General features: G+C 63.6%; 18 protein-coding genes. 11 read left to right on the top strand and 7 right to left on the bottom strand.

Annotated elements, in window-relative coordinates:
- Window positions 1-3: 3 nt before the first annotated feature.
- From nuoK to HU737_RS05405, 5 genes are all read left to right on the top strand, one after another.
- On the top strand, window positions 4-312 hold the full coding sequence (gene nuoK, locus HU737_RS05425) for an NADH-quinone oxidoreductase subunit NuoK (protein WP_008096201.1): 309 nt from the start codon (window positions 4-6) through the stop codon (window positions 310-312).
- Window positions 309-2,162 carry an NADH-quinone oxidoreductase subunit L gene (gene nuoL / locus HU737_RS05420; RefSeq protein WP_186557157.1) on the top strand — a complete coding sequence of 618 codons (1,854 nt, stop codon included), beginning with the start codon at window positions 309-311 and terminating at the stop codon, window positions 2,160-2,162. The genes nuoK and nuoL overlap by 4 nt, the downstream gene beginning before the upstream one ends.
- A gap of 49 nt (window positions 2,163-2,211) precedes the next feature.
- On the top strand, window positions 2,212-3,744 hold the full coding sequence (nuoM, locus tag HU737_RS05415) for an NADH-quinone oxidoreductase subunit M (protein ID WP_186557158.1): 1,533 nt from the start codon (window positions 2,212-2,214) through the stop codon (window positions 3,742-3,744).
- Between the two features lie 7 nt (window positions 3,745-3,751).
- The gene (gene nuoN / locus HU737_RS05410) at window positions 3,752-5,221 is read left to right on the top strand and encodes an NADH-quinone oxidoreductase subunit NuoN (RefSeq protein WP_186557159.1); all 1,470 of its coding nucleotides are present in this window, start codon (window positions 3,752-3,754) and stop codon (window positions 5,219-5,221) included.
- Between the two features lie 240 nt (window positions 5,222-5,461).
- Window positions 5,462-7,525, top strand: a complete 2,064-nt coding sequence (locus HU737_RS05405; protein WP_186557160.1) for a TonB-dependent receptor family protein — start codon at window positions 5,462-5,464, stop codon at window positions 7,523-7,525.
- A 45-nt stretch (window positions 7,526-7,570) separates the two neighbouring features.
- Here HU737_RS05405 and HU737_RS05400 read toward each other — a convergent pair whose 3' ends face one another.
- Window positions 7,571-8,635, bottom strand: a complete 1,065-nt coding sequence (locus HU737_RS05400; RefSeq protein ID WP_186557161.1) for an AI-2E family transporter — start codon at window positions 8,633-8,635, stop codon at window positions 7,571-7,573.
- A gap of 130 nt (window positions 8,636-8,765) precedes the next feature.
- Between HU737_RS05400 and trhP the strand changes: the two genes are divergently transcribed.
- The 6 genes from trhP (at window position 8,766) to HU737_RS05370 (ending at window position 14,856) form a co-directional block, all read left to right on the top strand.
- The gene (gene trhP / locus HU737_RS05395; RefSeq protein WP_186557162.1) at window positions 8,766-10,100 is read left to right on the top strand and encodes a prephenate-dependent tRNA uridine(34) hydroxylase TrhP; all 1,335 of its coding nucleotides are present in this window, start codon (window positions 8,766-8,768) and stop codon (window positions 10,098-10,100) included.
- A gap of 187 nt (window positions 10,101-10,287) precedes the next feature.
- Window positions 10,288-12,006, top strand: a complete 1,719-nt coding sequence (locus HU737_RS05390) for a copper resistance system multicopper oxidase (RefSeq protein WP_186557163.1) — start codon at window positions 10,288-10,290, stop codon at window positions 12,004-12,006.
- A complete protein-coding gene (locus HU737_RS05385) occupies window positions 11,999-12,892 on the top strand; it encodes a copper resistance protein B (RefSeq protein WP_186557164.1) in 894 nt (297 codons plus the stop codon). Before HU737_RS05390 ends, HU737_RS05385 begins: the two co-directional genes overlap by 8 nt.
- 13 nt (window positions 12,893-12,905) lie before the next feature.
- Window positions 12,906-13,334 carry a DUF411 domain-containing protein gene (locus HU737_RS05380; RefSeq protein ID WP_186557165.1) on the top strand — a complete coding sequence of 143 codons (429 nt, stop codon included), beginning with the start codon at window positions 12,906-12,908 and terminating at the stop codon, window positions 13,332-13,334.
- Between the two features lie 10 nt (window positions 13,335-13,344).
- Window positions 13,345-13,782: a YqaA family protein gene (locus tag HU737_RS05375; RefSeq protein ID WP_186557166.1), complete on the top strand. Its 438-nt coding sequence runs from the start codon at window positions 13,345-13,347 to the stop codon at window positions 13,780-13,782.
- A gap of 75 nt (window positions 13,783-13,857) precedes the next feature.
- Window positions 13,858-14,856 carry an alpha/beta fold hydrolase gene (locus HU737_RS05370; protein WP_186557167.1) on the top strand — a complete coding sequence of 333 codons (999 nt, stop codon included), beginning with the start codon at window positions 13,858-13,860 and terminating at the stop codon, window positions 14,854-14,856.
- A gap of 39 nt (window positions 14,857-14,895) precedes the next feature.
- Here HU737_RS05370 and HU737_RS05365 read toward each other — a convergent pair whose 3' ends face one another.
- The 6 genes from HU737_RS05365 to HU737_RS05340 form a co-directional block, all read right to left on the bottom strand.
- Window positions 14,896-15,480 (bottom strand): DinB family protein, encoded by a 585-nt coding sequence (locus tag HU737_RS05365; protein WP_186557168.1) that lies wholly within the window; start codon window positions 15,478-15,480, stop codon window positions 14,896-14,898.
- 11 nt (window positions 15,481-15,491) lie between these two features.
- On the bottom strand, window positions 15,492-16,598 hold the full coding sequence (gene zapE / locus HU737_RS05360) for a cell division protein ZapE (protein WP_186557169.1): 1,107 nt from the start codon (window positions 16,596-16,598) through the stop codon (window positions 15,492-15,494).
- A 138-nt stretch (window positions 16,599-16,736) separates the two neighbouring features.
- On the bottom strand, window positions 16,737-17,888 hold the full coding sequence (locus HU737_RS05355; protein ID WP_186557170.1) for a PQQ-dependent sugar dehydrogenase: 1,152 nt from the start codon (window positions 17,886-17,888) through the stop codon (window positions 16,737-16,739).
- A 24-nt stretch (window positions 17,889-17,912) separates the two neighbouring features.
- Window positions 17,913-18,230, bottom strand: coding sequence for a hypothetical protein (locus HU737_RS05350; RefSeq protein ID WP_186557171.1), 318 nt, complete (start codon window positions 18,228-18,230; stop codon window positions 17,913-17,915).
- Between the two features lie 199 nt (window positions 18,231-18,429).
- A complete protein-coding gene (gene speB / locus HU737_RS05345; RefSeq protein WP_186557172.1) occupies window positions 18,430-19,395 on the bottom strand; it encodes an agmatinase in 966 nt (321 codons plus the stop codon).
- A gap of 27 nt (window positions 19,396-19,422) precedes the next feature.
- Window positions 19,423-20,502, bottom strand: a complete 1,080-nt coding sequence (locus HU737_RS05340) for a polyamine ABC transporter substrate-binding protein (protein WP_186557173.1) — start codon at window positions 20,500-20,502, stop codon at window positions 19,423-19,425.
- Window positions 20,503-20,594 lie beyond the last annotated feature (92 nt).

Raw genomic sequence — 20,594 nt, 5'->3', positions numbered from 1 at the left:
ATCATGGGTGCTATCCCTCTCGAGCATGGTCTGGCGGTCGCCGGCATCCTGTTCTGCTTAGGTCTGGTTGGCCTGATGGTCCGCCGCAACATTCTCTTCGTCCTCATGAGCCTGGAAGTCATGATGAACGCCTCTGCCCTGGCGTTCATCGTCGCCGGTGCCCGTTGGGTGCAACCCGACGGCCAGGTGATGTTCATTCTGGTGATCAGCCTGGCAGCCGCCGAGGCCAGTATTGGCCTGGCAATCCTGCTGCAGCTGTATCGCCGCTTCCACACTCTCGACATCGATGCTGCCAGTGAGATGCGCGGATGAACCTTATCTTCCTGACTTTCGTCTTTCCCCTGATCGGCTTCTTGCTGCTGTCGTTCTCCCGTGGTCGGTTCTCGGAGAACCTGTCCGCGCTGATCGGCGTCGGCTCGGTGGGCCTCTCGGCCGCGACGGCCGCCTACGTGATCTGGCAGTTCAACGTCGCCCCACCTGAAGGCGGCGCGTACAGCCAGCTGCTGTGGCAGTGGATGTCGGTGGACGGCTTTGCACCGAACTTCACCCTGTACGTGGACGGCCTGTCGGTGACCATGCTCGGCGTGGTCACCGGCGTAGGCTTTTTGATCCACCTGTTCGCCTCCTGGTACATGCGTGGCGAAGCCGGCTACTCGCGCTTCTTCTCGTACACCAACCTGTTCATCGCCAGCATGCTGTTCCTGGTGCTGGGCGATAACCTGCTGTTCATCTACTTCGGCTGGGAAGGCGTGGGCCTGTGCTCGTACCTGTTGATCGGTTTCTACTACAGCAACCGCAACAACAGTAACGCGGCGCTCAAGGCGTTCATCGTCACCCGCATCGGCGACGTGTTCATGGCCATCGGCCTGTTCATCCTGTTCGCCCAGCTGGGTACCCTGAACGTGCAGGAACTGCTGGTGCTGGCACCGCAGAAGTTCCAGGCTGGCGACACCTGGATGGTTCTGGCCACCCTGATGCTGCTCGGTGGTGCGGTGGGTAAATCGGCGCAGCTGCCGCTGCAGACCTGGCTGGCAGACGCGATGGCCGGTCCTACCCCGGTTTCGGCCCTGATCCACGCCGCGACCATGGTGACCGCAGGCGTCTACCTGATCGCCCGTACCCACGGCCTGTTCGCCCTGGCGCCGGATATCCTGCACCTGGTCGGCATCGTCGGTGGCGTGACCCTGGTCCTGGCCGGCTTCGCCGCGCTGGTCCAGACCGACATCAAGCGTATCCTCGCCTACTCGACCATGAGCCAGATCGGCTACATGTTCCTCGCCCTGGGCGTAGGTGCCTGGGACGCGGCGATCTTCCACCTGATGACCCACGCGTTCTTCAAAGCGCTGCTGTTCCTTGCTTCCGGTGCGGTGATCGTGGCCTGCCACCACGAGCAGAACATCTTCAAGATGGGCGGCCTGTGGAAGAAACTGCCGCTGGCCTACGCCAGCTTCGTGGTCGGTGGTGCGGCCCTGGCGGCCCTACCAATCGTCACCGTGGGCTTCTACTCCAAGGACGAGATCCTCTGGGAAGCCTTCGCCAGCGGTAACACCGGTCTGCTGTACGCCGGCCTGGTCGGTGCGTTCATGACCTCGCTGTACACCTTCCGCCTGATCTTCATCGCCTTCCACGGCGAAGCCAAGACCGAAGCCCACGCCGGCCACGGCATCAGCCACTGGCTGCCACTGGGTACCCTGATCGTGCTGTCGACCTTCGTCGGCGCCTGGATCCATCCGCCGCTGGCGGGTGTTCTGCCAGAGAGCGCTGGTCACGCTGGCGGCGAAGCCAAGCACAGCCTGGAAATCGCCTCGGGTGCCATCGCCATCGCCGGTATCCTGCTGGCTGCGGTGCTGTTCCTGGGCAAGCGTCGCCTGGTCACCGCGATCGCCAACAGCGGCATCGGCCGCGCGCTGTCGGCCTGGTGGTTCGCCGCCTGGGGCTTCGACTGGATCTACGACAAGCTGTTCGTCAAACCTTACCTGCTGATCTGCCACATCCTGCGCAAGGATCCGGTGGACCGCAGCATCGGCCTGATTCCTCGGATGGCGCGTGGCGGCCACGTCGCCATGAGCAAGACCGAGACTGGCCAGCTGCGCTGGTACACCGCTTCGATCGCCGTAGGTGCAGTACTCGTGCTCGGCGCCGTGCTGGCGGCTGCGGTATGACTATGAATCTTGCGAACCTTGCGACTTTGCCAAAGGAAACGAACCCGTCATGATTTTGCCTTGGCTGATCCTGATCCCCTTCATCGGCGGCTTCCTGTGCTGGCTGGGTGAGCGCTTCGGCTCGACCCTGCCGCGCTGGATTGCGCTGCTGACCATGTCCCTGTTGCTCGGTATCGGCCTCTGGCTGTGGGGCACCGGCGACTACACCCTGGCCCCTGCCCCGGGCGCTGAACCTGCCTGGACCTTGGAATACAAGGTCGAGTGGATCAAGCGCTTCGGCATCAGCATCCACCTGGCGCTCGATGGCCTGTCGCTGCTGATGATCCTGCTCACCGGCCTGCTCGGCGTGCTCTCGGTGCTGTGCTCGTGGAAAGAGATCCAGCGCCACGTCGGCTTCTTCCACCTCAACCTGATGTGGATCCTCGGCGGCGTGGTCGGGGTGTTCCTGGCCCTGGACCTGTTCCTGTTCTTCTTCTTCTGGGAAATGATGCTGGTGCCGATGTACTTCCTCATCGCGCTCTGGGGTCACAGCTCGGCAGATGGCAAGAAGACCCGGATCTACGCGGCGACCAAGTTCTTCATCTTCACCCAGGCCAGCGGCCTGATCATGTTGGTGGCGATCCTCGGCCTGGTGCTGGTCAACTACAACACCACCGGCGTGATCACCTTCAACTACAGCGACCTGCTCAAGGCCGAACTGCCAGCCGGTACCGAGTACCTGCTGATGCTGGGCTTCTTCATCGCCTTCGCGGTCAAGCTGCCGGTAGTGCCGTTCCACTCCTGGCTGCCTGATGCCCACGCCCAAGCGCCAACGGCAGGTTCGGTGGACCTGGCGGGTATCTTGCTGAAGACGGCGGCCTACGGCCTGCTGCGCTTCGCCCTGCCGCTGTTCCCCAATGCCTCGGCCGAGTTCGCCCCGATCGCCATGACCCTGGGCCTGATCGGTATCTTCTACGGAGCGTTCCTGGCCTTCGCGCAGACCGACATCAAGCGCCTGATCGCCTTCTCCAGCGTCTCGCACATGGGCTTCGTGCTGATCGGTATCTACTCCGGCAGCCAGCAAGCGCTGCAAGGCGCGGTGATCCAGATGCTCGCCCACGGCCTGTCGGCTGCCGCGCTGTTCATCCTGTCCGGCCAGCTGTACGAGCGCCTGCACACCCGCGACATGCGCCAGATGGGTGGCCTGTGGCACCGCATCGCCTACCTGCCGGCCATCAGCCTGTTCTTCGCTGCGGCGTCGCTGGGCCTGCCAGGCACGGGTAACTTCGTTGGCGAGTTCCTGATCCTGATCGGCAGCTTCGTCCACGTGCCTTGGATCACCGTGATCGCCACCACCGGCCTGGTCTTCGGTTCGGTCTACTCGCTGATCATGATCCACCGCGCCTACTTCGGTCCGGCCAAGTCCGACACCGTCCTAGCGGGCATGGACAGCCGCGAGCTGATCATGGTGCTGGGTCTGGCGGGGCTGCTGATTCTGCTCGGTGTCTACCCGCAGCCGTTCCTCGACACCTCTGCCGCCACCATGAGCGGTGTGCAGCAGTGGCTCGGCTCCGCTTTCACTCAACTCGCTTCGGCCCGGTAAGAGCGCTATGGAATTCACCACTCAACACTTCATCGCACTGGCGCCGATGCTGATCACCACCATCACCACGGTCGTGGTGATGCTGGCGATCGCCTGGAAGCGCAATCACTCGCAGACCTTCCTGCTGTCCACCATCGGCCTGAACCTGGCCCTGCTGTCGATCCTGCCGGCGCTGAAGGTCGCGCCGCTGGCGGTCACCCCGCTGATCACCATCGACCAGTTCGCCTGCCTGTACATGGCGATCATGCTGGTCGCCACCCTGGCCTGCGTGACCCTCGCCCATGCCTACCTGGGCGAAGGCTCCAAGGGCTATCCGGGCAACCGCGAAGAGCTCTACCTGCTGCTGCTGATGTCGGCCCTGGGCGGTCTGGTGCTGGTCAGCGCCAACCACCTGGCGGGTCTGTTCATTGGCCTTGAGCTGCTGTCGGTGCCGGTCTACGGGCTGGTGGCGTACGCGTTCTTCAACAAGCGCTCGCTGGAAGCCGGTATCAAGTACATGGTCTTGTCGGCCGCCGGTTCCGCCTTCCTGCTGTTCGGCATGGCACTGCTGTATGCCGATGCAGGCAGCCTGAGCTTCGACGGCATCGGCAAGGCCCTGGCCAGCACTGGCATGCCAAGCCTGCTGGCGCAACTGGGCCTGGGCATGATGCTGGTTGGCCTGGCCTTCAAGCTGTCGCTGGTGCCGTTCCACCTGTGGACCCCGGACGTCTACGAAGGCGCCCCGGCGCCGGTCGCCGCCTTCCTGGCCACCGCCAGCAAGGTCGCGGTGTTCGCCGTGGTGGTCCGCCTGTTCATGCTCTCCCCTGCCGCTAGCAGTGGCGTGCTGAGCACCGTACTGGCAGTGATCGCCGTGGCCTCGATCCTGATCGGTAACCTGTTGGCGCTGACCCAGAGCAACCTCAAGCGTCTGCTCGGTTACTCGTCGATCGCCCACTTCGGCTACCTGCTGATCGCCCTGATCGCCAGCAAGGGCCTGGCCCTGGAAGCCATGGGCGTATACCTGGTCACCTACGTGATCACCAGCCTTGGCGCCTTCGGCGTTATCACCCTGATGTCCTCGCCGTACGCTGGCCGTGATGCTGATGCCCTGTACGAGTACCGCGGCCTGTTCTGGCGTCGTCCGTACCTGACTGCGGTTTTGACCGTGATGATGCTGTCGCTGGCCGGTATCCCGCTGACTGCAGGCTTCATCGGCAAGTTCTACATCATCGCTACCGGCGTCGAGTCGCAGCTGTGGTGGTTGGTCGGTGCCCTGGTCATCGGTAGCGCCATCGGCGTGTACTACTACCTGCGGGTCATGGTTACCCTGTACCTGGTCGAGCCGAACCTGCGCCGCCACGATGCCCCGCTGAAGTGGGAGCAGCGCACCGGTGGCGTGATGCTGCTGGCCATCGCCCTGCTCGCTTTCGTCCTCGGTGTGTATCCGCAGCCGTTGCTGGAGATGGTTCAGCAGGCGGGTCTGCAACTGATCGGCTGATTGCTTCAAGGCGGTACAAGACACCTCGCTTCGGCGGGGTGTTTTTTTTTGCGGCCGCTGTGCGGCCCATCGCCGGGCAGGCCCGCTCCCACGCCAGCCTGAAGTGCGCACTACAGGCTGGCGTGGGAGCGGGCTTGCCCCGCGATGAGGCCGGTGATTTCACTACAGATCGACCACTGTGCTTCGTCTGCCATTTGCAGCGTCAGACTCCTGCACCCGATCTGGAACCCCTCTAAAGCCATGCGCCCCACCCTGCCCCTTTCCCTGCTGGCAATGCTCGTCGCCAGCACCAACGCCCAGGCCAATGGCCGCATCGAACTCGACCAGGTACTGATCCAGGATCAGCAGCAAAGCGAGCTCGACGCCGCCCGCGAGCGCCTGCACGAGATCCCCGGCGCCAGCAACCTGGTGGACATGCAGCGGGTTGGACAAGGTCGGGTGGCCAGCAACCAGGACGTGCTCGCCTATCAGCCCGGGGTGTTCGCCCAGTCTGCCGGTAACGACGGCATCAAGCTGTCGATTCGCGGCTCAGGCATCAACCGCGCCCCCGGCGCTCATGGCTCCGGTGTCTACACGATGTTCGATGGCTTGCCGCTGACCGGCCCCGGCGGCACTCCCTATGAACTGTTCGAGCCGCTGTGGCTGAGCCGCGCCGAAGTCCTGCGTGGCACCAATGGTTTCGATCAAGGCGCGCTGGCCTTGGGCGGTGCGATCAACTACGTGACCCATACCGGCTACGATGCCGCGCCCTTGCAACTGCGCTATGAAATGGGCAGCCGTGGCTATGCCCGACGCCACATCAGCTCCGGCCAGGTGCTGGGCAACCTTGACTACTATGTGGCACTGACCGACGCCGAATACGACGGCTACCAGCAGCACAGCAGCGGTAGTGCCAAAGGTATCGCCGCCAACCTCGGTTATCGCTTCAACCCCAACCTGGAAACGCGCCTCTACCTGCGCTACCGGGAGACTGAAAACGAGCTGGCCGGGCGCTTGCGCAAAGACCAGATCAAGCACGACCCACGGGCAGCCAACGCTGCCTACCTGGCCCGCGACGACAGCCGCCCACAACCGGGCAGCACCTGGGTCGGCAACAAGACCACGTTGTTCCTCGACGATGACTCGCGCCTGGAAGCCGGACTGGTCTATCACGACTTCCCGATGGACCTGCGCGAAGGCCCGATGCGCTTGAAAGTCGCCTACACCGATGTCAGCGGCACCTTGAACTACCTGCGCCGCGACACCCTGTTTGGCCATGAGAGCAAAACCACCGTCGGCTGGCGCACCACCAAGCACCTGCCCAACAGTGGCGCCTCGCAGTTCAAACGCAACGGCGACGTGATCGGCGCGCGCACGCGCGACTTCAGCTACCAGGGTTCGGACACGGTCCTGCACATGGGCAACGACCTGGAGCTGATCCCCGACCTGTGGCTAACCACGGGCCTGGCAATGATCTACACCCGCCGCGAGAGCGATGTCAGCTACCCCGCCGCTGGCGGCAAGGTCAGTCAGCATGATTGGGACTATGCCCCGCGGGTGGGCCTGCGCTATGACCTGAACCCCAACCTGCAGGTTTACGGCAACCTCAGCCGTTCGGTCGAGCCACCGCATCCGTGGTCGCTGATCTGGAGTTCGCCTGCCGTAAGTGGCGGGCAGATCCAGCCCATCGAGATGCACAACCAGACCGCCACGACCCTTGAGCTGGGGGCTCGGGGTGAGGCCGCTGTTGGCCACTGGGAATTGGCTTGGTATTACTCGCAAGTGCGCCATGAGCTGTTGGCAGTGGAGATCGTGCCCGGCATACCCGCGGCCGAATTCAACGCCAGCCCTACCGTGCACCAGGGGGTCGAAGCTGCGTTGGACAGCGTGCTGTGGGAGGGTGGCGGCGTCGGCAAGCTGTCGTTGCGCCAGGCCTATACCTTCAGCGACTTCCACTACCGCGACGATGACAAATTCGGCGATAACCGCCTGCCAGGCATCCCCATGCATTACTACCAGGCCGAGCTGCGCTACGACTGGCCAAGCGGCTTCTATGCCGGGCTCAACACGCAGATGGCGTCCAAGGTGCAGGTCGACTATGCCAACAGCGGCCACGCCGATGCCTATGCGTTGCTCGGTGCGCGCCTGGGCTGGGACTCACCCAAGCAGGACTGGCAGACCTGGCTGGATTTGCGCAACCTGACCAACAAGCGTTACGCGGCGACGGTGACGCCTGGCTATGACGATGCTGGCAAGGACATGCCACGGATGACACCGGGTGAAGGCTTCGGGGTGTATGCCGGGGTGTCCTACACCTTGCGTTGATGAGCAATCCAGGCCAAGTGTAATTGGGGCCGCTGCGCGGCCCCCTTACGAAGGCAACTGCACCTGTGGTTTGGTCGCGGCAAAGATTGCCCAACTGGACATGAACAACGCCGCGATCAACGGCCCAATGACAAACCCATTGAGCCCAAACACCGCCAGGCCGCCGAGGGTCGACACCAGAATCAGGTAGTCCGGCATGCGCGTATCCCTGCCCACCAGGATCGGCCGCAACACATTGTCGACCAAGCCGATCACCAGCACGCCAAAGGCGGTCAGCACCACGCCTTGCCAGATCGCCCCGGTGAGGATGAAATAAGCCGCCACCGGCGCCCAGACGATCCCTGCCCCGACCGCTGGCAGCAGCGACAAGAACGCCATCAGCACCGCCCAGACCAGCGCACTGGGAATGTCCAGCACCCAGAATATCAGCCCTCCCAAGGCGCCTTGGGTAATCGCCACCAGCACATTGCCCTTGACCGTAGCGCGCACCACCCGGTTGAACTTCAGTTGCAGACGACGCTTCTGGTGCTCGGGTAGCGGCACGGCCAGGCGGACCTTGCGCGCCAGCTCCGCGCCCTCACGCAGGAAGAAGAACAACAGATAGAGCATGATGCCGAAGCTCACCAAAAATTCGAAGGTGCCCTGACCAAAGCTGAACGCCTGGCTGGCCAGGACTTGGCTGCCCTGGGTAGCCCACTTGGTGATCTTGTCGCGCAAGCCATCGAGATTGCCCATGCCCATGCGATCCAGGCCGTTCTGGGCAAACGCCGGCAGCATGTCCTTGCCGCGTTCGACGTAGCCGGCGATATCCAACTGGCCGCTCTCGATACGCTGGTAGAGCGTGGCGCCTTCCTGCACCAACAAGGCACTGGTGATGATCACCGGCAAAATCGCCACCACTAGACAGATCATCAAGGTGGTGGCGGCAGCCAGGTTACGTCGGCGGTTGAAGCGGATCAGCAGGTTACGCTGCAACGGCGCGAACAGGATGCCAAGGATGACTGCCCAGAAAATCGCCCCGTAGTACGGCAACAGGATCCACACGAAGGCGACGGTCACCAGTGCCAGCAATACGGCCAGTGCCTTGTTCTGTAGAGCGGTTTCGTTCATGAGCATTCCTCTGGGATTCACAACGTTAGTGCGCAGGCTTTCGCAAAAAGTGCCCTGCTCTGCTTGATCCAGATCAATACCCACCACCCGCCTTGCCCCTACCATCCGCGCCTTTTGCCCCGGTGCGCTCATGACCCCACTCGCCATGCCCGAATTGCTGGCCCCTGCCGGCACCCTGAAGACCATGCGCTACGCCTTTGCCTATGGCGCCGATGCGGTCTACGCCGGCCAGCCGCGCTACAGCCTGCGGGTGCGCAACAATGAGTTCGACCATGCCAACCTGGCCTTGGGCATCCAGGAGGCGCACGCGCTGGGCAAACAGTTTTACGTAGTGGTCAACATCGCCCCGCACAATGCCAAGCTCAAGACCTTCCTCAAGGACCTGGCGCCGGTGATCGAAATGGCCCCCGATGCGCTGATCATGTCCGATCCCGGCCTGATCATGCTGGTGCGCCAGCACTTCCCGCAGATGCCGATCCACTTGTCGGTGCAGGCCAATACGGTGAACTGGGCCAGCGTGAAGTTCTGGCAGCAACTGGGCCTGAGCCGGGTAATCCTGTCGCGCGAGTTGTCGCTGGAGGAAATCGGCGAGATTCGCCAGCAGGTGCCTGATATGGAGCTTGAGGTGTTCGTCCACGGCGCCTTGTGCATGGCCTATTCCGGCCGCTGCCTGCTGTCGGGATACCTCAACAAGCGTGACGCCAACCAGGGCAGTTGCACCAACGCCTGCCGCTGGAAATATGAAGCCAGCGAGGCGCGCGAAAACCTCACTGGCGATATCGTGCAGCACGTCGAGCCAACCCTGGGCATCGGTCAACCGACCGAACAGGTGTTCCTGCTCCATGAGGCCAACCGCCCCGGTGAGGCGATGCCGGCGTTCGAAGATGAACACGGCACCTACATCATGAACGCCAAGGACCTGCGCGCCGTACAACATGTGCAGCGGCTGACCGAGATGGGCGTGCACTCGCTGAAGATCGAAGGGCGGACCAAGTCGCATTTCTACTGCGCCCGCGCGGTGCAGTCCTATCGTAAGGCGATCGACGACGCCGTGGCCGGCAAGCCGTTCGACCGCGGCTTGATGGACAACCTCGAGTCGCTGGCCCAACGCGGCTACACCGAAGGCTTCCTGCGCCGCCACGTACATGACGAGTACCAGAACTACCAGCGCGGCAATTCGGTGTCCGAGCGCCAGCAATTCGTCGGCGAGCTGACCGGCGTGCGGGTTGATGGCCTGGCCGAAGTCAACGTGAAAAACCGCTTTGCCCTCGGCGATCAGCTGGAACTGATGACCCCACGCGGCAACTACCATTTTGACCTGGACCGCCTGTGCAATCGCCAGCAACAGGAGATTCAGGTGGCGCCGGGTGATGGCCATGTGGTGTACCTGCCAATCCCCGAGCAGGTATCGCTGGAATACGGGCTGTTGATGCGCGATTTGGACAGCGAGCCAGTGCCCGCCTGACGGATCTGTAATCTGCCGCTCAGGCGGCTGACAGGCACTGGCAGCGAGGATGGCGGCTATCCACTTTGGGCAGTCTGACGCCCATCGCGGGGCAAGCCGCTCCCACGCTGATCGTCCTCAACGGGAACTGACGTGGCAGCGAGCTTGCCCCGCGATGGATGCCAGCAGCCTGCAACGAGGCCACGTCATGCCATGCATTTCTTCCCGCCGCACCTTCGTCAAAGGCCTGGGCGCCGCGACGGCCCTGGCCGGCCTGGGCCTATGGCGCCCACTGGCACAGGCCGCTGAAGGCGCTCGTCCTGGGCAAATCCTTCAGGGCCAGCAGTTTGCCCTGTCGATCGGCCAGACCCCGGTCAACATCACCGGCCGCCCGCGCACCGCCTTGACCGTCAATAACAGCCTGCCCGGGCCACTGCTGCGCTGGCGCGAAGGTGATACGGTCAGCTTGCGGGTGCGCAATCAGCTGGCAGAACCGACCTCGATCCACTGGCACGGCATCATCCTGCCGGCCAACATGGACGGCGTACCGGGCTTGAGCTTCGCCGGCATCGAGCCAGGCGGCGACTACCTGTATCAGTTCACCCTGCGCCAGAGCGGCACCTACTGGTACCACAGCCACTCGGGTTTGCAGGAGCAAGCCGGGGTCTACGGGGCCATCGTCATCGAGCCGCGCGAGCCTGAGCCGCACCGTTATCAGCGCGATCACGTGCTGCTGTTCAGCGATTGGAGCGACCAGGCGCCTGAGCAGTTGATGGCGACCCTGAAAAAGCAGTCCGACGCCTTCAACTATGACAAGCGCACGGTCGGCGATTTCATCGACGATGTGGCCGCCAAGGGCTGGGAAGCAACCGTCGACAACCGCCTGGCCTGGGCGAGCATGCGCATGAGCCCCACGGACCTGGCCGATATCAGCGCGGCAACCTACACCTACCTGCTCAATGGCCAACCGCCGGACGGCAACTTCACCTGCCTGTTCCAACCCGGCGAAACCGTGCGCCTGCGCCTGATCAACGCTTCGGCGATGAGCTACTTCGACTTTCGCATCCCGGGCCTCAAGCTGACGGTGATCGCCGCCGATGGCCTGCCGGTGACCCCCGTTACAGTCGATGAGCTGCGCATTGCCGTGGCCGAGACCTACGACGTGCTGGTGGAGGTGGGCGACCTGCCCGCCTACACCCTGTTCGCCCAGAGCATGGACCGCACCGGCTTTGCCCGTGGCACCCTGGCCCGCGCGCCGGGCTTGCAAGCAGCGGTGCCCGCGCTGGATCCGCGCCCGGTGCTGAGCATGGATGACATGGGCCATGGCGGCATGGGCAACATGGATCATGCCGGGATGGACCACGCCAGCATGGCCGGCATGGACCATGGCGCGATGTCGGCCATGCAGCACCACCCAGCCAGCGAGACCGGTAACCCATTGGTCGACATGCAGACCATGGCCCCACGCGCCAACCTGGCCGACCCCGGTATTGGCCTGCGCGACAACGGTCGACGGGTACTGACCTATGCCGACCTGCGCAGCACCTTTGCCGACCCCGACGGGCGCCAGCCCTCGCGGGACATCGAGCTGCACCTGACCGGCCATATGGAGCGCTTCGCCTGGTCGTTCGATGGCATCAAGTTCAGCGATGCCGAGCCCCTGCGCCTGCGCTATGGCGAGCGGGTGCGCATCACCCTGGTCAACGACACCATGATGACCCACCCGATCCACCTGCACGGCATGTGGAGTGACCTGGAGGACGAGCACGGGCGCTTCCTGGTGCGCAAGCACACCGTGGATATCCCGCCTGGCAGCCGCCGCAGCTATCGGGTCAGCGCCGACGCCCTGGGGCGCTGGGCCTATCACTGCCACCTGCTCTATCACATGGAAACCGGAATGTTCCGCGAGGTACGGGTCGATGAATGAGGTCATCAATCGCAGCTTGCTGGCGGGCGCCGCCTTGGCCGCATTGCTGGCCAGCGAGCGCGTGCTCGCCACTGAGGCAAGCCACCACGGCCACGGCGCGATGCCGATGGACCACAGCCAGATGAACCATGGCGCCATGCCCCTGCAGCAGCCTCCTGCGCCGCTCAGTGCGCAGCCGCGCACGCCACTGGCGGTGATCACCGACGCCGACCGCCGCGCCGCCTTCCCACCGCTGCCAGGCCATCAGGTACACGACCGGGCGATCAACTGGGCGGTGATCGTCGACCAGCTGGAATACCAGAACTTCGAGAGCAGCAGCGCGCTGAACTGGAATGCCACGGCCTGGATGGGTGGCGATATCGACCGGCTGTGGCTGCGCACCGAAGGGGAACGGGAACAGGGCAAGACCCACAAAGCCGAACTGCAGGCCTTGTGGGGCCACGCCATCAGCCCCTGGTGGGAGCTGGTCGGCGGCCTGCGCCAGGATTTCAAGCCTGCCAGCGGCCAGACCTGGGCGGCCTTCGGCATCCAGGGCACGCCGCTGTATGGCCTGGAGCTGGAAGCCACCGCGTATGCTGGCGAGCGGCAACAGACCGCGCTGCGCCTTGAGGCCGGTTACGCTATGCTGCTGACCAATCGCTGGGTACTGGAGCCGACCCTTGAGGCCAACTTCTTCGGTCGTAACGATGCCAGCCGCGAGCAAGGCGCGGGGCTGGCTGAGAGCGAAGTCGGTGTGCGCCTGCGTTACGAAATCAGCCGAGGCTTCGCCCCGTATGTCGGGGTCAGCTTCAATCGCCTGCACGGCCAGCGCGCCGAAATGGCCCGCGACGATGCCGAAGATATCAGCCAGACCCGCCTGGTCGCCGGTATCCGCCTACGTTTCTAGAGGACTGTTCACCATGCTGCGCAAACACCTGATTACCCTGGGCCTGCTGGCCTTCACCGGCCTGGCCCAGGCGGCTGAGGTCATCGACGTCTACCGCGACCCCAACTGCGGCTGCTGCAAGCTGTGGATCAGCCACCTGCGCGACAACGGTTTCACCGTCAACGATCACGTCGAACCGAACATGAGCGAGGTCAAGCAGCGCCTGGGCGTGGCGCCACGGCTGGCTTCGTGCCACACCGGGGTGATCAACGGCAAGTTCGTCGAAGGTCACGTACCGGCCGAGCAGGTGCGCCTGCTGAGCGAACGCAGCGACCTCAAAGGCATCGCCGTGCCGGGTATGCCGATGGGCTCGCCGGGCATGGAAATGGGCGATCACAAAGATCCCTACCAAGTGATCGGCCTGACCCAGGATGGCCAGGACCAGGTGCTGGCCAACTACTGAGACGTCGTCGATGTTGAGCTTGTGGGCGCTGTTTCTCAGCGCCTTTGGCGCCGCTACCCTACTGCCGCTGCAATCGGAAGCGGTGCTGGTCGGCCTGCTGCTGCGCGACCCTGATGCCTGGCTGACCCTGCTGCTGGTGGCAACCCTGGGCAATGTCTTGGGTTCGATCGTCAATTGGCTGCTGGGGCGGGCCATCGAGCACCTGCGCGAACGCCGCTGGTTCCCGTTCAGCGCCGCACAGCTGCAGCGTGCCCAACAGCGTTACCAGCGCTGGGGGCAATGGTCGTTGCTGCTGAGCTGGATGCCGGTGATTGGTGATCCGCTGACCCTGATCGCCGGGATTATGCGCGAGCCGTTCTGGCGCTTCCTGCTGCTGGTCACGGTGGCCAAGGGCGGGCGCTATATGGTGTTGGCGTTGATTACCCTGGGTTGGTTTAACGGCCAGTAACACCTTTGCCGCTGCAGGCGGTCAACAGGCTGTTAGAGTCGCTTTTTCCTACATGGTGCTACACGGAGTACTCCCATGCTGCGCGCAACCGCCCTGACCCTCGCCTGCCTGCTGGGCAGCTCGGCCATCGCTGCCGAGTCGCCCACCTACGGTATGCAGCTCGAAGGCTTCGATTACCCTCACCCGCTCAAGCATTTCAACTTCAAGTCCCAGGGCCAAGACGTGCAGATGGGCTATATGGACGTACCCGCCAAGGGCCAAGCCAATGGCCGCAGCGTGGTGCTGATGCATGGCAAGAACTTCTGCGCCGCCACCTGGGAAACCACCCTCCTAGCCCTCAGCCAAGCCGGCTATCGGGTAATCGCCCCCGACCAGATCGGTTTCTGCACCTCCAGTAAACCCGGCTATTACCAGTACAGCTTCCAGCAACTGGCAGACAACACCCATGCCTTGCTCGAACACTTGGGTGTCAAGCAGGCGATCATCCTCGGCCACTCCACCGGCGGCATGCTCGCCACCCGCTACGCGCTGATGTACCCGCAGCAGGTCGAGCGCCTGGCCATGGTCAACCCGATCGGCCTGGAAGATTGGAAAGCGCTTGGCGTGCCCTACCGCACGGTGGATCAATGGTATGCGCGCGAGCTCAAGCTCGATGCCGAAGGGGTGCGTAACTATGAGCGCAAGACCTACTACGCCGGGCGCTGGAAGCCTGAGTACGAGCGCTGGGTGCAGATGCTGGTGGGGCTGAACAAAGGGCCGGGGCATGAGCGGGTGGCGTGGAACTCGGCACTGATCTACGACATGATCTTTACCCAGCCGGTGTACCACGAGTTCAAGGATTTGAAGATGCCGACACTGTTACTGATCGGCGATCAGGACAGCACGGCGATTGGCAGTGATATCGCGTCCGATGAGGTCAAGGCACGCTTGGGCAAGTACCAGGAGCTGGGGCCGCAGGCAGCCAAGATGATACCCAAGGGCGAATTGGTGACCTTCGAGGGGCTGGGGCATGCGCCGCAGATCGAAGAGCCTGAGCGGTTTCACCAGGCGCTGATCGGGTGGCTCGGGCGATAAGCATTGTTGGGGCTGCTGCGCAGCCCCAATCCCACAAGCCTACCCCCTCCCCCAAACCAGCGCCTCGCTCCACCCCAACTCGGCAAAATCATCAGCCCGCAAATGAGCCTCTTCTTCACAGAAGAACTCATCCAACTGCGGCGGTCGCACAGCCGTATCGCTGAGCATCCCATGCACCTGGCCGCGGTGATGAGTCTGGTGCTCGAACAAATGCGCCAGCAACCGCAGACGCTGCTCACGCTGCACCCGCTCAGGGCGCACGATGCTGACATAGCGCCGCAGTTGATCGTCACGCAGCTGGCGACAGTAGGCGATCAAGCGATGGTCGGCCTGGGCCTGCTCGGCATGCAGATCAGCGCAGGTGGCAAAGGGCTGTTCCGGCTCGAAAAACCGCTCGCCATCCGGGTCCGGCGCCTCGCCGCGCTGTTCACACTCCAACGCATGCAGGTAGAACCAATCCACGGTCAGCAGGTGATTGAGGGTGGCCTTGATCGACGGGAAGAAGCTGCAACGGGGTGCGACGAACTCGTCCTGGGTCAGTTGCAGGCAGGCTTTGTACAACCGGTGATTGGCCCAGCCATTGTTATAGGCCTGGGTCAGCAGATGATGCGACAGCGGCTCCATGGTCGGCTCCTTCAAGCGAAGCGTTGCAGTTGCATCTCCCGTAGCCGGCTCAGGGTCCGCTGATACGGGAACGCCAGATACCCTTGAGTGTAGAGCGCTTCGAGCGGTACCTCGGCCTCCAGGTACAACGCAATGCGCCGGTCATAGCATTCATCGACCAAGGCGATGAAGCGGCGCACGCTGTCATCTTTCGGTGAAAGTGCCGGCAACTGGCGATCGCCTGCCTCCACCCGACAGGCGCCATCCTCAGTGCCGCGGGCAATACGCCCGGGACGCTGCTCGCCGCTCAGGGCCGGGATGCCGTCTACCAGGATCGCCGGGAACAGGTCGCACAGGGCCATGAATTCCAGGGCTGACAGGGGTTGCTCGCACAACTCGCTGAAACGGCACCAGATCGCCTGGCTGCTGCGGCGCACCACGCGGATCTGCCGCAAACCGAGTTGCAAGGGCTGATCCGAGCCGGCATCGTCTGGGCTTAATTGCGCAAATACGGCCTGCAAGGCGCTGGGCTGACCGGGTGCGCTCAGCCAGAAGCGTTGGTGGCTCTCGCCTGGGTGCAGGCGATGGTCCTGCTCGCCGGCTACCGGCAGCACCTGCATGTGCCGTTCGATGGCGGCGATGGCCGGCAGGAAACGCTCGCGGTTGAAGCCGTCGTGGTAGAGCTGGTTCGGCGGTTGGTTGGAGGTGGCGACGATCACCACCCCATGCTCGAACAGCGCTTTGAAGAGCCGCCCAAGAATGATCGCGTCGCCGATGTCGTTGACGAACAACTCATCGAAACACAGCACGCGGATCTGTCCGGCCAGCTGCGCAGCCAGCGCCAGCAAGGGGTCGGCGGTGCCGTTGAGCTGGAACAGGCGCTGGTGGACCCAGGCCATGAAGTGGTGAAAGTGCTGGCGCCTCGAGGGTAGCTCCAGGCACTGATGAAACTGGTCCATCAACCAGGTCTTGCCGCGGCCAACCGGCCCCCAGAGGTACACACCCTGAGTCGGCTGGGCGCTTTGCAGGGCTGCAAAGCAGGCTTGTAGCGCGGCGACGGCGCGAGCCTGGGCTGGGTCGGCAACGAAGCCTTGGTGCTCCAGAGCCTGGCGGTACAGCGATTGCGGATTGGTCGACATACCCAGGTGTGTGTGCCCAAAAGACTTATGTTACGGCACGCGGCGGCGACGAGCATGCAGATTTTCTGTCAGCGCTGCCCGCCTCTTCGCGGCAACGCGCGCGCCCACCGCGAAGCAGCCGGGATAACCTACGACTGTTCAGGGGGTTTGGCTCAGGCCTACCTTCAACAGCGCTCCATCCTTGGCATCGGTAAGCACATACAGGTAACCGTCCGGCCCCACCCGCACATCACGGATGCGCGCTTGCAGATCGCCCAGCAGGCGCTCTTCATGGACGATCTTGTCGCCATCGAGCTGCAGCCGGATCAACTCCTGAGTCGCCAGGGCGCCGATGAACAAATTGTGGTCCCAGGCCTTGAAGGTCGGTCGATCATAGAAGGCCATGCCGCTGATGCCGGGGGATTTCTCCCAGACGTGGTGCGGATCGACCATGCCGTCGACGTGCTTGCCCTTGGCCTCAGGGATCGGCAACAAGGAATAGTTGATGCCGTGGGTGGCCATCGGCCAACCATAGTTCTTACCCGCCTGCGGGATATTGATCTCATCGCCACCTCGCGGGCCGTGCTCGTGGGTCCAGAGTTTGCCGGTCCACGGGTTGAGCGCCGCGCCCTGCTGGTTGCGATGGCCGAACGACCAGATCTCGGGGCGCACACCATCCTTGCCGACGAACGGATTATCCTTGGGCACCTCGCCATCGGGCAGGATGCGCACGATCTTGCCTTGCAGCTTGTCCAGATCCTGCGAGGTGGGGCGTTGATTGTTCTCGCCCAAGGCGATGAACAGGTAGCCGTTGCGGTCGAACACCAGCCGTGAGCCAAAGTGATTGCCGTCGGACAGCTTGGGCATCTGGCGGAAGATCACCGTGAAGTTTTCCAGGCGCGCTTTGTCCTCCGAGAGCTGGCCACGCCCCACCGCTGTCCCCCCCTTGCCATCACTGCCTTCTTCTGCAAAAGACAGATACACGGTGCGGTCCTGCTCGAACTCAGGCGACAGCACCACATCCAGCAGGCCACCTTGGCCTTGCGCCCATACCTTGGGCACACCGGAGAGCGGTGGGCCGACCTTGCCCTCGGCGCTGACAACACGCAGGTTGCCAAGGCGTTCGGTGACCAGCATGTCCTTGCTACCGGGCAAGAACGCCAGTGCCCAAGGGTTACGCAGACCGTCGGCGACGGTGTTGACGGTCAGCTGGCCGTCTTCACTGGGATAGCGCTGTTCGGAGGCGGCCTGGGCGAGCATTGGCAACAGGGCGGCGGCGGCCAGGGTGGTCAACCAGCTACGTGGGGGCATGCGCGATTCCTTGCAGTTGAGGGCTCAAGGCGCGCGTTGGCTATCGCGCGCGGGCCGGGTCGGTTCTAGGTTAGGCGTCTGCTGTTGGCGGCGCAGGTTTTCGCCGTTGCCAATGCCGCGGTTGTCCAGGGTCGGTGGGCGCGGGATCGGCTGGGTAGAAGGCCCGCGAACCGGTGGCCTGGCCTGGATGCTGCCCTGGCGGCTGTTGGGGTTGGCGCGCTGGATCGGGCTGTTATAGGGGTTGTTGTCGTTGGCCGCGATCAGGGGCTGCACAGGCGGTGCCGCAGACAGCGGAAGACTGACAAGCAGACCCAGGGCCAGCACTGGCAGTGTCGGATTCATACTTCACCTCCTGCACGAAAAAGCCGCGCTCAAGCGTTGGATAGCCTAAGTCGCGACTGGTTCGTAACAAAAGTAGGAATTGGTGTGGAGATGATTCCTGATGTTTCGGTGCTGCCCCCCCTGCTCCATCATAGGAGGCCGCTGTGCGGCCCATCGCAGGCTGTACTAGCGCCTACAAGTGGGTGGCGGGCTTGAGTCCTCACACCTGCTTGTCGACCTTATGCCGCGCTGCGTACAGGCACAGCATCTCCATGGCCAAGGTGGCCCCTGCCAGGGCGGTGATATCGGCATGATCATAGGCCGGCGCCACCTCGACCAGGTCCATTCCCACCAGGTTGATGCCGCGTAGCCCGCCGAGTATCTCCAGCGCTTGCACAGTAGTGAGGCCGCCACACACCGGCGTGCCGGTGCCCGGCGCATAGGCAGGGTCCAGGCAATCAATGTCAAAGGTCAGATAAACCGGCTGTTGTCCAACCCGCTGACGAATCGCCGCGATCACCGCCTCGGTGCCCTGACGGTGCACCTGGCGCGCATCGAGGATGGCAAAACCCTGGCTGTCGTCATTGGTGGTACGCAAGCCGATCTGCACCGAGTGCGCAGGGTCGACCAGGCCTTCGCGCGCCGCATGCCAGAACATGGTGCCGTGGTCGATGCGCTTGCCCTCCTCGTCTGGCCAGGTGTCGCTGTGCGCATCGAAGTGGATCAGTGCCAGCGGGCCGTGGCGGCGGGCGTGAGCCTTGAGCAGTGGGTAGCTGATGAAGTGATCGCCGCCCAAGGTGAGCATGGCGCAGCCGGCCTCGAGAATGTGCTGGGCATGCGCCTCGATGCTGTCCGGCACGTTCTGCGGCGTGCCGCTGTCGAACGCGCAATCGCCATAGTCGATCACGGCCAAGTGGTCGAACGGATCAAACGTCCACGGCCAGTGCCGCGCCCAGGCTTGCTGCACGGAGGCCGCACGAATGGCGCGCGGGCCAAAGCGCGCCCCCGGACGATTGCTGGTGGCAGTGTCGAATGGCACGCCGCTGACCACCACGTCAACGCCGCGCAAATCACGGCTGTAACGACGCCGGGAGAAACTGGTAATGCCGGCGTAGGTGCTTTCGGCAGCAGTGCCGTACAAGCTGTCGCGGGTCATCGCCTGGTCATTGTGCTGGGCTTGGTCCACGGTTGTGCTCCTTGTCATGAGAAGAGGTCACTGGCCGCTGCGCAGGGCGTTCCACAGCCGGTTGCGCTGGCGCAGGTCGGACAGTTGCATGCCCCGGTCGGCGTACAGCCGCTCACGCACGGAGGCAGGCGGATAGATGTCCGGGTCGCTGCGTACGGCCTCATCGACCAACGCCGTTGCCGCTTGGTTGGCGTTGGCGAAGAACAGCGTGTTGGTCAGCGCCGCCACCGATTCGGGCTGCAACATGAAGGCAATGAAGGCGCGGGCGGCTTCTGGGTGCGGGGCGTCCTTGGGAATGACCAGGTTGTCTTGCCAGACCACCGTACCCTCGCGGGGAATGCGATAGACCAACTCGAAGCGCTTGCCTGCGCGCCGCGCCTGGTCGGCGGCCATGGCGGCATCGCCGTTGTAGGTCAGCGCCAGGCACACGCTGCCATTGGCCAGGTCATTGATCTGGCGACCATTGGCGACGTAGCTGATCGACGGTTTGAGTTGGCGCAGCAGCGCCTGGGCAGCATCCAGGTCGTCCTTGCTCTGGCTGTAAGGGTCCTTGCCCAGGTAGTTGAGTGTCAGGCCAATCACCTCCTGTGGTGAGTCAGGCATGGCGATGCCGCAATCCTTGAGCTTGCTGGCGTACTCGGGCTTGAACAGCAGGTCGAGGCTGTCCAGCGGCACGTCGCCCAGACGTTGGCGCACGGCCTCGACATTCACCCCCAGGCCGAGCGTGCCCCAGGTGTAGGGCACGGCATAGCGGTTGCCAGGGTCGGCCACGGCCAATTTGGCCAGCAAATCCTTGTCGAGGTTGGCATAACCGGGCAGCGTTTGCGGGTCGAGTGGCTGCAGCGCGTTGGCCTGCAGCGCCCGCGCCAGGACCGTGGATGACGGCACCACCACGTCGTAACCGCTGCGCCCGGTGAGCAGTTTGGTTTCCAGCACCTCGGTGGTATCGAAGGTGTCGTAACGCACCTTGTAGCCCGTCTCCTTTTCGAAGCGCTCCAGGGTTTGCGGGGCGACGTAGTCGGCCCAGCTGTAGAGGTTGACGACCTTCTCTTCGGCCTGCAATGGCAGGGCCAGCACCAGGGACAGCAAGCACAGCGATCGACGCATGACGGACACCTCGGCAATGGGTGGATGCCGCCAGCATGCCAGCCGGGTTACATTGCAAGAATGGCAAGTTTGCAAAGCTTACATTCATCAGG

The organism is Pseudomonas urmiensis (genome assembly GCF_014268815.2).
Taxonomy (GTDB): Bacteria; Pseudomonadota; Gammaproteobacteria; order Pseudomonadales; family Pseudomonadaceae; genus Aquipseudomonas; species Aquipseudomonas urmiensis.
Note: the sequence above shows the minus strand (reverse complement) of the source record. Positions and strands in the feature narration are given on the sequence as shown.

Bases quoted from the DNA above. Each gene is read 5' to 3' on its own strand.
- HU737_RS05385 (WP_186557164.1), top strand. From the start codon at position 11,999: ATGAATGAGGTCATCAATCGCAGCTTGCTGGCGGGCGCCGCCTTGGCC.
- HU737_RS05405 (WP_186557160.1), top strand. From the start codon at position 5,462: ATGCGCCCCACCCTGCCCCTTTCCCTGCTGGCAATGCTCGTCGCCAGC.
- HU737_RS05355 (WP_186557170.1), bottom strand. From the start codon at position 17,888: ATGCCCCCACGTAGCTGGTTGACCACCCTGGCCGCCGCCGCCCTGTTG.
- nuoN (WP_186557159.1), top strand. From the start codon at position 3,752: ATGGAATTCACCACTCAACACTTCATCGCACTGGCGCCGATGCTGATC.
- nuoM (WP_186557158.1), top strand. From the start codon at position 2,212: ATGATTTTGCCTTGGCTGATCCTGATCCCCTTCATCGGCGGCTTCCTG.
- HU737_RS05375 (WP_186557166.1), top strand. From the start codon at position 13,345: ATGTTGAGCTTGTGGGCGCTGTTTCTCAGCGCCTTTGGCGCCGCTACC.
- HU737_RS05390 (WP_186557163.1), top strand. From the start codon at position 10,288: ATGCCATGCATTTCTTCCCGCCGCACCTTCGTCAAAGGCCTGGGCGCC.
- HU737_RS05340 (WP_186557173.1), bottom strand. From the start codon at position 20,502: ATGCGTCGATCGCTGTGCTTGCTGTCCCTGGTGCTGGCCCTGCCATTG.
- HU737_RS05365 (WP_186557168.1), bottom strand. From the start codon at position 15,480: ATGGAGCCGCTGTCGCATCATCTGCTGACCCAGGCCTATAACAATGGC.
- HU737_RS05380 (WP_186557165.1), top strand. From the start codon at position 12,906: ATGCTGCGCAAACACCTGATTACCCTGGGCCTGCTGGCCTTCACCGGC.
- HU737_RS05350 (WP_186557171.1), bottom strand. From the start codon at position 18,230: ATGAATCCGACACTGCCAGTGCTGGCCCTGGGTCTGCTTGTCAGTCTT.
- nuoK (WP_008096201.1), top strand. From the start codon at position 4: ATGGGTGCTATCCCTCTCGAGCATGGTCTGGCGGTCGCCGGCATCCTG.
- zapE (WP_186557169.1), bottom strand. From the start codon at position 16,598: ATGTCGACCAATCCGCAATCGCTGTACCGCCAGGCTCTGGAGCACCAA.
- trhP (WP_186557162.1), top strand. From the start codon at position 8,766: ATGACCCCACTCGCCATGCCCGAATTGCTGGCCCCTGCCGGCACCCTG.
- nuoL (WP_186557157.1), top strand. From the start codon at position 309: ATGAACCTTATCTTCCTGACTTTCGTCTTTCCCCTGATCGGCTTCTTG.
- HU737_RS05370 (WP_186557167.1), top strand. From the start codon at position 13,858: ATGCTGCGCGCAACCGCCCTGACCCTCGCCTGCCTGCTGGGCAGCTCG.
- HU737_RS05400 (WP_186557161.1), bottom strand. From the start codon at position 8,635: ATGAACGAAACCGCTCTACAGAACAAGGCACTGGCCGTATTGCTGGCA.